The following is a 14,897-nucleotide window of genomic DNA, read 5'->3' as shown; positions in this document are numbered from 1 at the left end:
GCATCATGGATACGCTCCTCAATGTCGGCCATGGTTTCGGCGTCGCGCTTCTGCCGATCAACCTGCTCTATTGCTTCATCGGAGTCTTCATCGGCACCCTGGTCGGCGTGCTGCCCGGCATCGGCCCGATTTCGGCGATGTCGCTGTTGTTGCCGGTGACGCTGTCGGGTACGCCGGAATCCGGCATCATCATGATGGCCGGCATCTATTACGGCTCGATGTATGGCGGCTCCACCACCTCGATCCTGGTCAACATCCCCGGAGAAGCCGCCTCCGTCGTCACCTGCATCGACGGCCACGAGATGGCCAAGCAGGGCCGCGCGGGCCCGGCGCTTGGCATTTCCGCGTTCGGCTCGTTCATCGCCGGCACATTTGCCTTGATCGCGCTGATGCTGGTTGCGCCAAAGCTCGCCAGCGTCGCAATTGCATTCGGTCCGGCCGAATATTTTTCGCTGATGGTGCTGGGGCTGGTGGTCCTGACTTTCCTGACGCAGGGATCGATGGCCAAGGCGCTGCTGATGGCCTGCATCGGCGTCGTGCTTGGATTGGTCGGGCTTGACAGCATCACGGCGATGCCGCGGCTGACGTTCGGCCGCCTGGAGCTGATCGACGGCATCGGACTCGTTCCGGTCGTGATGGGGCTGTTCGGTATCGCCGAAGTGCTGCTCAATACCGAGCAGGTGATCAAGCGCGACGTTATCAACACCAGGATCACGCACCTCCTGCCGAACAAGGCGGACTGGAAGGCCAGCCTCGGGCCGGTATCGCGCGGCACAGTCCTTGGATTCTGCCTCGGCATCCTGCCGGGTGGCGGCGCGGTAATCTCGTCCTTTGCGTCCTACGCACTGGAGAAGCGGCTCTCCAAGACCCCGGAGCGGTTCGGCAAGGGCGCCATCGAGGGCGTCGCCGGTCCGGAATCGGCGAACAACGCCGCCGCCGGCGGTGCCTTCATTCCGCTGATGACGCTCGGAATCCCGCCGAACGTGGTGATGGCGCTGTTGCTCGGCGCCTTCGTCATTCACGGCCTGCAGCCGGGCCCGCTGCTGATCACGCAGAATCCCGGCCTGTTCTGGGGCATCGTCGCCAGCATGTATATCGGCAATCTGATGCTGCTCGTGCTCAACCTGCCAATGATCGGGATGTGGGTGCAGCTGTTGAAGCTGCCATACAACGTGCTGTTCCCGCTGATCATCCTGTTCACTATCATCGGTGTCTACTGCTCCAGCAACAATGTCTTCGATGTGTACGTGATGATCGCTTTTGGCGTGATCGGCTATTTCATGCGCAAGCTCGGCTACGAGCCGGCGCCGCTGGTGCTCGCCTTCGTGCTCGGGCCGATGCTGGAAAACAATCTGCGCAAGTCGCTGATCCTCTCGCAAGGCGACCTGATGACCTTTGTCGAGCGGCCGATCTCGGCGGCATGTCTCGCGTTCGCACTGGTGCTGCTGATCGGCCCACTGCTGCCGGCGCTGCGGAGGAAGCGCGAGCTGGTCGCGCTGGATGAGGGCGCATGAGGGGCAACGCTGAAGCGCGATGAGATGAGGATGAATCATCATCTCGCTTTAGGTTATTATTTGAGCATGATCTTTTCGGAAAACCGCTTCACACTTTTCCGGATCATGCTCTAGGCCAGCGCCAGGCGGCGTGTCGTCACCAGCGCCGCAAGGCTCAGGACGGCAACGGCGGTGAGATAATATCCCGGCGCAAGCTCGCCGATCAGGGCGAAGCCGCCGAGCCAGGTCATGATCACTGGTCCCATCCCGCCGAACGCAGCGACGCCGATGTTGTAGCTGAGGCCAAGACCGGTGGCACGGGTCGCCGGCGGAAACAGTTCCGACATCAACGCGGCGAGCGGCCCGTAATAGAGCGCCTTCAAGATGCCGAGCCAGAGCACGCCGAGCAGGATGAATCCCGGCGTCGGGCTTCCCGTCAGCAGCAGGAATGCCGGAAAGATCGACACCAGGAGCAATACGCCGAACGCGATCATATGCGTGGTGCGGCCGATCCGGTCGGAGACCAGGCCGGCGATCGGCGCCAGGAACATGACGGCAGTCTGCGCGGCAAGCGAGGCGATGAACCCGACCGACGGCGGCAGATTGAGCGTCTTCACCACATAGGTCGGCATGTAAACGATGAGGTAATTGACCGCGGTGGAGACCGCAAGCGCACCGATTGCGAGCAGCACCGGCAGCTTTTGGTGCAGCAAGACCTCGCTCACGGGCGAGCTCCGTTCAGCGGCCGGCGGCGGCGTCGCATCATCGATACGATTGCGGATGTAGATGCCAACCGGTCCGATCAGCACGCCGAACAGGAACGGCAGCCGCCAGCCCCACGACTGCAGGTCTGCCGGGCTCATCCATGATGTCAGCAGCGCGCCGAAGCCCGCCCCGAGCAATCCGCTCAGTCCCTGGCTGGCGAACTGCCAGCTTGCGACAAAACCGCGCCGCTCCGGCATGTGCTCGACCAGGAACGCCGTCGAACTGCCGAACTCGCCGCCGGCGGAGAAGCCCTGCACCAGGCGGGCGAGCAAGACCCCGATCGGCGCGAGGATGCCGATCGTGTCATAAGTCGGCATCAAGGCCAGCGTGAGCGTTCCCGCTGTCATCAGCATGATCGACGCCATCAGCGACGCCTTGCGGCCATGGCGGTCGGCATAAGTGCCAAGCATGACGCCGCCGATCGGCCGGATCAGGAACGACAACCCGAAAGTGCCGAAGGTCAGTAGCAGCGATGTCGTCGGATCATTGTTCGGGAAGAATGCTCTTGAGACATAGACGGCGAAATAGGCGTAGACCGAGATGTCATACCATTCCAGGGCATTGCCGATCGAGGTCGCGACGATCAGGCGTGTGATGTTCTTCTTCCTCGTCCCGACGCCGGCGCGCGAGTCAAGCGACGCAGATACGGTCATCACCACGGCCTTTCTGAGAGAGTTGGGTGTTGGCCCCTCAATTCGTCATTCCGGCTGTCCCGGGCATGACGCCAGTGGAAGCATCTCGTTACAATTTCCGTGCCATCTCGCCGAGGTCCCAGAACAGGCCGGCCATGATGGCGAGCGCCTCCTCGGTGACCGGCAGCAGGATGTGCTCGTCGGGTGCGTGCTGTGAGCAGCCGGGATAGGAATGCGGCACCCAGATCGTCGGCAGGCCCAACCCTTCCGAAAACACGTCGTTTGGCAGCGAGCCGCCGAAATTCGGCAGCACCGCCGGTGCCTTGCCGGTGGTCTTGCGGATGGAGTCCGCGGTCCAGTCGATCCAGGGACTGTCCATGTCTGTCCGCGACGCCGCAAAACGCTGGGCGCCGCTGACTTCGACCATCGGGAAACCATTGGCGTGCAGATGCGCGCGCACGGCGTCAATGATTTGTTCATGCCTGGTGCCGACGACAAAACGAAGCTGCAGCACCGCGTTCGCATGCCCCGGGATCGCATTCGCCGGGCTTGCGATATTGCCCGAGGACATCGCCAGCACCTCCAGCGTGTTCCAGGCGTAGAGCCGCTCGGCGGGCGAAAGCCCCTCCTCGCCCCAGTCTGGCGATAGCGCCGGTTCGTCCGCGCCCGGGTCGACCTTCACATCCGCCAGCGCTGCACGGACCCGGTTCGAGATCGGCGGCGGCTTCAAGGCCTCCAGCTTCATCCGCCCCTTGCCGTCGACCAGGCTCGCGATCGCGTTCGCCAGGATGGTGGCGGGATTGGCGAGCACGCCGCCCCAATTGCCGGAATGATGCCCGCCCTCGCGCAGGTTGACATCGAGATGGATGCGGTTGCCGCCGCGACAGCCGAGAAAGATCGTCGGCCGCTCGGCCGAAAGCCGCGGCCCATCGGACGCCAGGAACAGATCGGCCTTGAGTTCCTCACGATGCGCTTCGCAGACCGCTCGCAGGTCGGGCGAGCCGATCTCCTCCCCGGTCTCAACGATGAATTTCACGTTGAAGCCGAGCCGGCCGCCGCGGGCCTCCCGCACGGCACGCAGCGCCGCGATGTTGATGCTGTGCTGGCCCTTGTTGTCGGCGGTGCCGCGGCCATAGACGCGATCGCCCTTGATCGTGGTCTTCCAGGGATCGAGATTGTCGCGCCATTCGCCGATCATGCCATCGACGACGTCGCCATGGCCGTAGGTGAGCACGGTCGGGCGCGAGGCGTCCTCGATATATTCGGCCAGCAGATACGGGCCCTTGCCCGTCGGCGGTTCGATCAAACGAGTCTTGAAGTCGAGTTCGGCCAGCGCAGGCTGAAGGTTATCAGTCAGATAGGCGCGCAGCGCGGCGCCGCTGGCAGGATTCTGGCTCTCGGTCCGGTAGCCGACACGTTGATCGAGTTCGCGAAGAAACTCGCCCGATTGAAAATGCTGTCGAACGCGACCAATCGCGTCACCCCTGTCAGCCATAACGTTCCCTTTCGCCGCGCCTTGTCGACCGAAATATTCTCTCGACCTCATTATCGGGATACGCCGTATGCTGGAAGTGGCGCGGCGACGTCGGGTTCTGCTAAAATTGCATTCGGCACGCCACAAATGAGCATCGAAGGCTACCAATCATGACGAAGCAAATCCGGCTCAACGCCTTTGCCATGAACTGCGTGGCGCATCAGTCGCCGGGATTGTGGACCCATCGGCGCGACCGCACCGCGGAGTACAACCGGCTGCCCTACTGGCTCGATCTTGCCAGGACGCTGGAGCGCGGCCGGTTCGACGGCTTGTTCCTCGCCGACGTGCTCGGCGTCTACGACGTGTTCGGCGGCGGCCCGGACGCTGCGCTGCGCAACGCCGCGCAGACGCCGGTGAACGATCCCCTGCTGCTGGTTCCGGCGATGGCCGCGGTGACCAAGCATCTCGGCTTCGGCGTCACCAGCAATCTCTCCTTCGAGCCGCCCTACACATTCGCGCGGCGGATGTCGACGCTCGATCATCTGACCGAAGGCCGCGTCGGCTGGAACGTGGTGACCGGTTATCTCGACTCGGCCGCGCGCGGCGCCGGAAAGGACAAGCAGACCGCGCATGACGACCGCTACGATGTCGCCGACGAGTATATGGAAGTGGTCTACAAGCTCTGGGAAGGATGCTGGGAAGATGACGCCGCGATCCGCGATCGCACGCGCAGCATTTTCGTTGATCCCGCCAAGGTACATCCGGTCAGGCACGAGGGGAAGAATTTCCGCCTCAACGCGCTTCACTTGAGCGAGCCGTCGCCGCAGCGCACGCCGGTGCTTTATCAGGCCGGCACCTCGCCGCGCGGCCGCCAGTTCGCCGCGGAGCATGCCGAATGCGTGTTCATGTCGGGACCGTCAGCGAAAGTGATCGCGCCGCGCGTTTCCGCCATCCGCGAGCTTGCCGCGCAAAAGGGACGGAATCCGGCCGAGATCCTGATGTTCAGCATGATGACTGTCATCCTCGGCCGCACCGAGGCCGAGGCGAAAGCAAAGTATGAAGAGTATCGCCGCCACATCAGCCACGAGGGCGCGCTGACCCTGATGTCCGGCTGGACCGGCGTCGATTTCTCCACCTACGACCTCGACCAGGAGGTCCGTCATGTCCACAACGACGCCGGCCGCACCGCGATGGACAACATCACCCGCGCCGATCCTGATCGCATCTGGACCGTGCGCGAGGTCGCCGAGCATGTCGGCATCGGCGGCATTGGCCCGGTCATGGTCGGTACGCCGGAAAAGGTCGCCGATGACATCGAGCGCTGGTTCGAGCAGACCGACGTCGACGGCCTCAACGTCGCCTTTGCGATCTCGCCCGGCGATTTCGAGGATATCGCCGACATGCTGGTGCCGGAGTTGACCCGCCGCGGCCGGTACAAGCAGGACTATGTGACAGGCACACTGCGCGAGAAACTGTTCGGCGCCGGCCGCGCGCGGCTGACGGACGAGCATCCCGCGAGCCGCTATCGCATCAAGCCCCACGCCGCGGCAGCGGAGTAGATTGTCGAATCGTAGGGTGGGTAGAGCGCAGCGAAACCCACCATCGGTGCAGCTTGCAACCAAGTTGGTGGGTTTCGCCGCGCTCTACCCACCCTACGATTCGTGGCTTAATTCACCGCGTTGCTGACCACCACCTCGATCAGCTTCGTGCCGGGCCGGCTGAACGCCGACCGCATTGCACCCTTCAGCTCACGGGGATCGGTGATCCGTATCGCTTCCAATCCAAGCGACTTCGCGACGCCGGTAAAATCAACCGGCGGATCGACGAAATCCATGCCGACATAATGGTCGTCGCCGTGGAAGGCGAGCAGGCGCTGCTTGATGATGCGGTAGCCGCCATTGTTGACGATGACGAAGGTCAGCGGCAGCTTGTGGTTGGCCGCCGTCCACAGCGACTGGATCGAGTACATCGCGCTGCCGTCGCCTGAAAAGCACACCACCGGCCGCTGCGGATTGGCGAGGCTGACGCCGACCGACGCCGGCAATCCCCAGCCGATGCCGCCGGAGGCAAGCGCGTGATAGCCATAGCGGTCGCGGTGCGGGCGCAGCGCGATCACGTGGCGCGACGAGGTCAGGCCTTCATCGACCAGGATCGCGTTGTCGGGCATCGCCTCGACCACCTGCAGCGCCAGCCAGTCGGGATCGATCGGCGAGGTGCCCTCGGCTTTCGAAATCTGCTCGACGAGGGCCTTGCGCTTCGCGGTCCAGTTCTTCGAAGCCAGCGCCGCAACGCCCTGCTTCGCCCGCGTCTCAAGCGCGCCGCCGGCGGCCGCCTTCAGCGCCGGGATCAGCGCGCGCAGGGTTTCCTTCACGTCAGCCTTCAGGGCGATCTCTGCGCCGTAGTTCTTGGCGAGATCCCAGTCGACCAGGCCGACCTGCACGATCCCGAGCCCATCCGGCAGCGGATCGATCTCGCTATAAACAGACATCCGCAGCGGATCACCGCCGAGCGCTATAATGAGGTCGTAAGGCGCCAGCGTCTCGCGCGCCAGCTTCTGCACCCGCGCGATCGCGCCCATGAAGCACGGGCTTTCGGAGAGGAAGTGCGCGCCATAGGGCGTGGACGATTGATAGGCCGGCGCGCCAAGGACTTCCGCGAACTCGGCGGCTTCCTGCAGCGCATCGCTTTTGACGATCTCGTCGCCGGTGACGATCACCGGCCGCTCCGCTTTCAGGATGCGCGCGACCAGCGCCTGGAGTGATTCATCCGACGGCTTCACGCGCGTGTCGACGCGGGTCGCCCGGCCGAGCTCGATGCCGGCTTCGGAATTGAGGATATCGCCGGGCAGCGAGATGAACACCGGCCCGGTCGGCGGCGTGGTCGCGACCTTCGCGGCGCGCCGCACGATGCGCGGCAGGTCTTCCAGGCGCGTCACCTCGACCGCCCATTTCACCAGCGGCTCCGCCATCTGCACCAGCGGCCCATAGAGCACCGGCTCGGTCAATCCGTGGCCCTGCTCCTGCTGGCCGGCCGTGAGGATCAACGGTGTGCCGGTGAATTTGGCGTTGAACAGCGAGCCCATCGCGTTGCCGAGGCCGGGCGCGACATGGACGTTGCAGGCGACGAGCTTGCCGGAGGCGCGGCTGAACCCGTCGGCGATCGCCACCACCAGGCTCTCCTGCATCGCCATCACATAGGTGAGGTCGGGATGGTCCTTCAGTGCATGCATGATCGGCAATTCGGTGGTGCCGGGATTGCCGAACAGATGCGTGATGCCCTCGTCCTTCAACAGCGCCAGGAAAGCCGAGCGCCCGGTAATGCGGTTCTTCATGTCTCCTCCTACCCTCGGACTCGTTGGCGCGCGCGATGAGGCATCATGACCAAACTTGCGGGCCTCGAGCAATCGCACCTGCGCTCATGGCTGCCTTGCGCAGAGGCTTGCGAACTTGGCTAGGGCCTGTACCCATAAAACGACAGATGTTCGCTTTTGGAGCTAAAGCAGACATGCGCTGGTCATCGCGGAATTTCGCCTTTTGACCCGTATCGGGCCTTCGCGTCGGCCCGCGCTCTGCGCGGATGGTAATCAGAGACGGCGCAGGCAGATCACAACCGATTGTCCGGGCGCACAGGCAACGTGAAGGCAAAAACAGCCCCTTTGGGCTCGGCCCCGGTTGCCCACAATCGTCCTTCGTGCGCCTCAATGATTGAGCGGCAGATCGAGAGACCCATTCCCAAACCGCTCGACTTGGTCGTGTAGAAGGGATCAAAGAGATGATCGATGCTCTCGGGCGCCATGCCGGGGCCCGAATCCTGCACCGCGATTCGTATTTCTTTCTGGTCGGCTCTGTCCGCGTTGATTAGCAGCTGTCGCGTCCCTTCGTCTGAGCCGCTCATCGCTTCGACGGCATTGACAATCAGGTTGAGGACGACTTGTTGCAGTTGGACTCGATCCCCTTGAACAGGCGGCAGCCCCTCGGCAAGCTGCGTCTGAACGGAAACATGGTTCTTGGCCGCTTCGAGTCGGGTCAGTGCAACGACCTCGAGGATCATTTCGTTGATAGCCAATGCGTCCCTTCGCGGAGGGGCCTTCTTGACCAGCGCGCGTGTCCGGTCGATGACGTCGCTGGTCCGGAGGCCCGCCTGCACGATAGCGTCGAACGCTTGCCTGGCCTCGTCCAGATTTGGCGGTTGGACACGGAGCCAATTCAAGCCGGCGTTGGCGCAAGCGACGACCGCTGCGAGCGGCTGCTTGATTTCGTGGGCAATCGATGCCGTCAGGTGGCTCATCGTTGCGACGCGGTTCGCGTGCGCGAGTTCCATCTGTGCCTGAGTGTATGCCCGTTCGGCTCTCTTCTGAGCGGTCAGGTCGAGCACGAAGGCAACACCTTCCTCTGACGCTTCTTCGAACATCGCCATTCCGACCAGTACCGGCACGCGGCCACCGTTCCTTTGGACGTATTCTGTCTCGTAGGGATGGACCACTCGGGTCGCCTTTAGCTCGGCCAAGCGTTGCTCGTCGACACTGCGCATTTCGGTGGGAGTCAATTCCGTCCAGCCCAGGCGCTTGGAGACGAGATCGTCGCGGCTGTATCCAGTAATGCGGAGAAAGGCTTCATTCGCGTCAACGAGCCGACCGTTAGGACCCCAGATGAAGATACCGACGACGTTGGCGTCGATCAGGCGACGCACTTTCGCCTCCCGTCTTTGAAGTTCGACGAGAAGTTCGATGAAGCCGATAGACATGGAAATCATCGCGAACAGAATGACCAGCCAGTTGAGGTCGCGATGAAGAGCCTCCATGGCCTTCCTTGCTTCACCCACCCCAGTGACCATCGGAAGCACGTACATGGTCGCGAGGTCGGCCGCATAAAATAAAGCAACAACCAGCAGTCCCAAGTTGATGAGCAGCAGGCTGATTCGCGGCCGTTCGAAGCGCTTTCCATGACTGATCAGTCGGCAACGCCATATGCCATAGACGATAACTGCTATGATCAGGAGATCGATAGCCGTCATCAGAGGCACGGAATCCGAGATCATGGCTTCGTCCGAAACTCGCGGCCGAATGAACTTAGCCGATCGTGTCGCATGCGCAGAACGTTAATCTAGTCTCAATTATTCGGAACAGCTAGCGGGTGCTCGCACTCTGTGACCGACGAAATGTCCGGTCATGGCCCCCTTTGAGACATGCCGGCGTACACTGAGATTGTCTGCTTATCGGGAAGACCGGAAGTGACCGCCAGCAGGTGAAGACGCCGCTTGTGACCCAAGGCGGAAATATGCGCTGGTTGGTCTGAAGCTGGGAGGCCGTTACGCGCACCTGGCCGGCGCGTGCAATCGATCATCTGGCGCGGTCCCGAGCGCCAGCGTGGGCGCACGGTCACGAACGCCACGCGCCGTGGTCCTCGGCCCTACGGGAACGTCACGCCGAAAGCAGCCGGATCGGGCTTCTCGCCTTTCCGGGGCACCAACAAACGCTCCAGCCCACCCGGCACGTAGGTGGCCAGCAGGGTCGCTTGGTCGCCGACCACTTCGATCGTATGCGGCACACCACGGGGAAGAGCCGCGTATGAGCCTGCCCCCACCTCAACGCGGGAATCGCCGACCCGCGCGATTAGCCGCCCCTCAACCACGTAGACTAGCTCGTCCTCGCGCGAGTGAATGTGCATCGGAGGCTCCTCTCCAGCTCGCACCGTCCACAAGACAGCGCCATATTCGCCTCCGGACTGGCTGCTCTCCACTTTAATCTCGATGCTCGAGCCTCCGCTCGTGGTCACCTTCTCGCCACCGTGGGGCGGCGTTAGAACCGGCTTCTGGACTGACATTTGTAGCCTCCTGATTGTGCGCCGGATGAGCCCGGTACCGTGTAAGCATGAAATTCCGCGCGGCAAATGGGAAATGACGTCACGCGATGAAGTCAATAACCGCGCGTTATGATGGCCGTTCGCCTTCCGCTTCGGACTCGCGTGCACTCGAGGCCGACTGCTTTTGGCCCATCGCGACGGATTTGGCAGGTCTCGCTCTGGTCTCTCGGAGGCAGAACTGACGTTATTTGCTCGCCGCGAGCATTACGGTTCGTGACCCAGAGCCGACGTTCAGGGGAACGCAACGAGGTCGTCGCAATCCTCTACTCACTCAAAGGACAGGTCATCCGCGTCTGACCAATGCAGCGTCCCAGCTAGCTGTTGCGGTCGCAATCAACGCGTGATCCGCAGCGTATCTCACCGCTGTCTCGTCGGACGGGCGCAGCGCTATGCGAGCGCCGCGGTTGATGGGCGCGCGCTCCTGCAAACTCCAAAACTCACGCTTTGGACGCGGATCCCTGACTGCGGCTCAGGCGTATTGGACTGAATAGGTTCCTTCGTATACCATCGCGTCGCGGCTAAACGGCTAGCCGGAGGAGGAAAGCGATGCCCCAGAATGTGAAGCAGATGTTGGCGGAAGCGAATGCTGTAGTCCCGAAGTTGTCTCCTGCTGAAGCGGCTGAGAAACTGCGGTCGCCGGAGGTGCTGGTCGTCGATGTTCGTGATCCGACCGAGGTTCAGCAAACAGGTAAGCTCAAAGGTGCTCTGAACGTGTCACGCGGCATGTTGGAGTTTCGCGCCGACCCCGAAAGCCCCTATTACAATCCAGCGTTCAACAAAGACAAGACGATCCTTTTGCATTGTGCGTCAGGTGGTCGTTCTGCACTTGCCGGAAAAGCCCTTCAGGAGATGGGTTATACGAAGGTTTTCAACATTGGGGGGTTCAAAGAACTTGCCGAAGCGGGGATTGAGGCGGAATCGGCGACGTAAGGAATGTCTGCTCCTGGGCCCTAACGCGAAGGCCGGCATGGCTCTCGAATCGTCTGATTATCGTGGTAGACCGGAACTTGCCGGCTTTCAAAACGGCGCTTTTGACTCAGAGCTGGCGTCGGCTGCCTCGTAAACGCGCTCGCTGCTCGAACCCGCTCGAACCCGCTCGAATTACATCAGAGCGCGATCCGAATGGCGGTGGTCTTCGCACACGTTAATCGCTCTTTGGTACTGCCTGCATCAGGAGTGCAAGCGCTTTCCTGAAGCTCGCCGCTCCAGGCGCGGCACCCTTGTAGTGCCCCATGCGCACGACGGTTAGATCGTGCGACGGAATAATGAGCGTGGTCTGCCCACCTGCGCCTGCCATGTAATAGGCATCCTTCGGTACCGGAAACGTGCCGTTACCGTTGATCCAGAAGAAGGCGCCATAGATCGGCTGCCCGTCGGCTTTCCAGGCAGGCGCAGGCGTGCTCGCGAATTTGACATAGCCCTCTGGAAGAATCCGTTCGTCGTTCCAAACACCATCCTGAAGATACAAATTTCCAAGACGCGCCCAGTCGCGTCCGGACCCCAAATCATATCCCTGCCCGAGAAAGTTTCCAAATGGATCGGTTTCGATCACCATCGTGCGGATGCCGATCCTGTCGAACAACGCACGCTGCGGGAACGATAGATAATCCTCACCACGTTTCTCCACTGCCAGTCGGATCAGATAATTGATCATCACCGGATCCGTGTTGTGGTAGCGGCCGATCGTGTTGGGAGGCCATTGCAATGGGCGCGTTGCCGCGTAGTGACAGGAATCGATGCCTCCGGTGTACAGGTAAACGTGGTCGGGATACGGACCCGAAGGATCGTAATCGGGATCCTGCGGCGCTTTGATCCGGAGTCCGCTCGACATGTGAAGAAGGTCGGCAATCCGGATTTTTGCACGGGGATCATCCGGCGTTTGCCACTCCGGAATCGGTGCCGGCTGCGAGAGGTCGTAGCTGCCCTGTTTCACGAGAATCCCAAAGAGGGCGGCGATCATGCTCTTGCCCATCGACCAGGATTCCAGCGGCGTGTGCGCAGTTATGCCTGGACCGTAACGCTCGGCAATAAGCTGGCCTTTCCACGTGACCACAAAAGCCGCGGTCATCGCTTCGGCCGGCTCGAAGGCTGCGTCCACGGCCTGCTGAAGCTTCGCCGCGTCGATCTCCCGCGGCAGTGGCTCATCGCCCACCACGTCGCCCATCGGCCATCGCTGCGTGGCAGGGTCCGGCAACCCGCTCTTCACGGCAACCGGCTTGAACTTCACGGTCGTTTCGCCGACCGGCAGTGTGACGCAGCCTTGAGAGCCGAGATATTTTGCGGTGCGCGCAATTCCATAGGGAAGCGTGATGTGAACGGCCTGGTTGGCGCGATCGATCACCGGTTTGCCGACTTTTGCCCGTTCCGCGTAGGGGCTCGTGAAATATCCCACATTTTCGGCGGCAAACTCGGGATCAAGTCCCGTAATGAAAACCGCCGAGCACATGACCTTGGCAAACCCCGCCGTATGATGCTCCAGCGGATCCCCGGGAGGCGGCACATAGGGCGTGTCCAGCTCAAGCGATCTTGCACGAGCGATGAGAGCATCTTGGGCGGACAGCGGCTCCCCTGCTGCTGCCATGCAGATGCCCAGAATCGCGACGAGCAGGGCAAGCAAAGCTCTGGTCATGGCCACCTCCCGATCAAAAGACTTTCGTAGGCTACGAATGCTATCGCATTTCACGGGGAAGGATAGGCTGCTCCGGTGCGTGACTACGCAGAGCAGCCAATGTCCGCGCGTGGCCCCAAAGCAGACCGGCTGAAGGCAAGCCCGGATGTCCGATTCCGAGGGTGATGCGGAAATGCCATGCCCATCGGCACTCCTTATGAGTACACGCCCTAGAACATCCCCTCGCGATCGGATCGCTTCTTCTTTTTCGAGCGTTGCCAGACCACGCCGGGGTAACCCTTCAGCGGCACCAGCGGCTCGCCGGTATAAGTCCACTCCTGCAATTCTTCGATGGCGATGTGATAGAGCGGCTGCCGGCCGGTGCGCCCCGAAAACAGCGCGCGCGGAATGTTCACCATGTGCGGCGAGCGGGCGCGTTCGTAAGTTAAGGGCGTCCCGCAGGTCGCGCAGAAGCTGCGCACGGTCTTCGTCGCCTGATCCTCGTAGCGCGTGATCGCATCCTCGCCCGCGGTGATGCGGAACCGCTTGCGCCAGCTCCCGACATAGGTCGCATAGGCCGCGCCATGCGCACGGCGGCTTGGCGCGGAATGATCATGCCACGCCCAGCGCGCCGGCGTGTCGATCTCAAACCGCACTGCGCCGCACAGGCATTGGCCCGACGCGATACCTCCTGCAGCGGCTGCTTTGGCCATCTCGGTTTTCCGTCTCTTCCGTCATTGCGAGGAGCGAAGCGACGAAGCAATCCATCTCTCCTCCCGCGGAGACAAGGATTGCTTCGCTTCGCTCGCAACAACGAATGCCTTACGCCTGCGCCATCTCGTCATGCGCGGGATAATCCGTATATCCCTTCTGCTCGCCACCATAGAAGGTGGCGCGGTTATACGGCGTTATCGGATAGGCGCGCCGCAACCGTCGCGGCAGATCCGGATTGGAGATGAAGATGCGGCCGAAGGCGATCGCATCCGCATGTCCCGCGGCGATTGCGGCATCCGCAGTCTCGCCGGTGAAGCCGCCGGCGGTGATCAGGACGCCGCTCCACATTGGGCGGTACAGCACCATCGCCGACGGCACGTTCTGGTGATTGACCTCGGCGCGGCCGGCGCCCGAGGAGCGCGGCTCGATGAAGTGCAGATAGGCGAGCCCGAGCGGATCGAGCGACTTGATGGCGTGACTGTAAAGCGGCATCGGGTCCGCCTCGCCGCTGCCGTTGGCAATACCGTAAGGCGACAGCCGCACGCCGACGCGGTTCGCACCCCAGACCTCGATCACAGCCTTGGTCACGTCCATCAGGAAGCGCACGCGGTTCTCGATCGAGCCGCCATATTGGTCGGTGCGCAGGTTGCTGCGCGACTGCAGGAACTGCTCGATCAGATAGCCATTGGCGCCATGAATCTCGACGCCGTCGAAGCCAGCCTTCAGCGCGTTCTTCGCGCCCTCGCGGTAGGCGTCGATCACACCGGGAATCTCGCTGGTCTCGAGCGCGCGCGGCGTCTCATACTCGACCACCTTACCCTCCGCCGTCATCGCCTTGAACTCAGAGGAGATCGCCACCGCTGATGGCGCGACCGGCAGCGCGCCACCCGGCTGGAACGAGGAATGCGAAACGCGCCCGACATGCCAGAGCTGCAGGAAGATGATGCCACCCTTGGCGTGCACGGCATCGACCACTTTCCGCCAGCCGGCAATTTGCTGTTCGCTGTAGATGCCGGGAATGCCGGGGCTGCCGAACCCGGTGTTCACGACCGGCGAGGCTTCCGCGATGATCAGACCACCCGGCGTGGCGCGCTGGGCATAATATTCCACATTCAGCGGCCGCGGTGCGAGCGAGGGCTTTTCCGCGCGCATCCGCGTCAAGGGTGCCATCACCACGCGGTGCTGAAGCTGATAGGGACCAACCTTGAGAGGAGAGAACAGCGACGGGAATTTCATGCCTGCCCCAAATTTTGTGTTGTCGTTGCCGGCACTATAGGGGAGGCGCGCGCCGCTGAAAAGCAAGTGGCGAGTAGACTCCCTCTCCCGCTTGCGGGAGAGGGCTGGGGTGAG

At 62.3% G+C, this 14,897-nt stretch carries 11 protein-coding genes; 3 read left to right on the top strand and 8 right to left on the bottom strand.

Annotated features, from left to right (window positions below; translation table 11 throughout):
- Positions 1-5: 5 nt before the first annotated feature.
- Entirely contained in the window at positions 6-1,514 is a 1,509-nt protein-coding gene (locus tag J6497_RS27925) for a tripartite tricarboxylate transporter permease (RefSeq protein WP_225707482.1), read from the top strand.
- A 110-nt stretch (positions 1,515-1,624) separates the two neighbouring features.
- On the opposite strand, the gene J6497_RS27920 is transcribed toward J6497_RS27925, so the two are convergent.
- Both J6497_RS27920 and J6497_RS27915 read right to left on the bottom strand, forming a co-directional pair.
- The gene (locus J6497_RS27920; protein ID WP_225707481.1) at positions 1,625-2,911 is read right to left on the bottom strand and encodes an MFS transporter; all 1,287 of its coding nucleotides are present in this window, start codon (positions 2,909-2,911) and stop codon (positions 1,625-1,627) included.
- Between the two features lie 88 nt (positions 2,912-2,999).
- Positions 3,000-4,385: a M20 family metallopeptidase gene (locus J6497_RS27915; protein ID WP_225707480.1), complete on the bottom strand. Its 1,386-nt coding sequence runs from the start codon at positions 4,383-4,385 to the stop codon at positions 3,000-3,002.
- 149 nt (positions 4,386-4,534) lie between these two features.
- On the opposite strand from J6497_RS27915, the gene J6497_RS27910 reads away from it, so the two are divergent.
- The gene (locus J6497_RS27910; protein WP_225707479.1) at positions 4,535-5,923 is read left to right on the top strand and encodes an LLM class flavin-dependent oxidoreductase; all 1,389 of its coding nucleotides are present in this window, start codon (positions 4,535-4,537) and stop codon (positions 5,921-5,923) included.
- Positions 5,924-6,030: 107 nt separating this feature from the next.
- On the opposite strand, the gene J6497_RS27905 is transcribed toward J6497_RS27910, so the two are convergent.
- The 3 genes from J6497_RS27905 to J6497_RS27895 form a co-directional block, all read right to left on the bottom strand.
- Positions 6,031-7,695: a thiamine pyrophosphate-binding protein gene (locus J6497_RS27905; RefSeq protein ID WP_225707478.1), complete on the bottom strand. Its 1,665-nt coding sequence runs from the start codon at positions 7,693-7,695 to the stop codon at positions 6,031-6,033.
- A gap of 272 nt (positions 7,696-7,967) precedes the next feature.
- Positions 7,968-9,401 (bottom strand): sensor histidine kinase, encoded by a 1,434-nt coding sequence (locus J6497_RS27900; RefSeq protein WP_225707477.1) that lies wholly within the window; start codon positions 9,399-9,401, stop codon positions 7,968-7,970.
- A gap of 371 nt (positions 9,402-9,772) precedes the next feature.
- The gene (locus J6497_RS27895) at positions 9,773-10,186 is read right to left on the bottom strand and encodes a cupin domain-containing protein (RefSeq protein ID WP_225707476.1); all 414 of its coding nucleotides are present in this window, start codon (positions 10,184-10,186) and stop codon (positions 9,773-9,775) included.
- A 585-nt stretch (positions 10,187-10,771) separates the two neighbouring features.
- Between J6497_RS27895 and J6497_RS27890 the strand changes: the two genes are divergently transcribed.
- Positions 10,772-11,155 carry a rhodanese-like domain-containing protein gene (locus J6497_RS27890; RefSeq protein ID WP_225707475.1) on the top strand — a complete coding sequence of 128 codons (384 nt, stop codon included), beginning with the start codon at positions 10,772-10,774 and terminating at the stop codon, positions 11,153-11,155.
- A gap of 214 nt (positions 11,156-11,369) precedes the next feature.
- On the opposite strand, the gene J6497_RS27885 is transcribed toward J6497_RS27890, so the two are convergent.
- The 3 genes from J6497_RS27885 to J6497_RS27875 all read right to left on the bottom strand — a co-directional run bounded on the left by J6497_RS27885 (position 11,370) and on the right by J6497_RS27875 (position 14,783).
- Complete coding sequence (locus J6497_RS27885; protein ID WP_225707474.1) at positions 11,370-12,854, bottom strand: serine hydrolase domain-containing protein; 1,485 nt, start codon at positions 12,852-12,854, stop codon at positions 11,370-11,372.
- 209 nt (positions 12,855-13,063) lie between these two features.
- Positions 13,064-13,546 carry a GFA family protein gene (locus tag J6497_RS27880; protein ID WP_225707473.1) on the bottom strand — a complete coding sequence of 161 codons (483 nt, stop codon included), beginning with the start codon at positions 13,544-13,546 and terminating at the stop codon, positions 13,064-13,066.
- 109 nt (positions 13,547-13,655) lie between these two features.
- Complete coding sequence (locus J6497_RS27875; protein ID WP_225707472.1) at positions 13,656-14,783, bottom strand: alkene reductase; 1,128 nt, start codon at positions 14,781-14,783, stop codon at positions 13,656-13,658.
- Positions 14,784-14,897 lie beyond the last annotated feature (114 nt).

This window comes from Bradyrhizobium cenepequi (assembly GCF_020329485.1).
GTDB classification, from domain to species: domain Bacteria; phylum Pseudomonadota; class Alphaproteobacteria; order Rhizobiales; family Xanthobacteraceae; genus Bradyrhizobium; species Bradyrhizobium cenepequi.
This window is presented reverse-complemented; position numbering and strand designations above follow the sequence as displayed.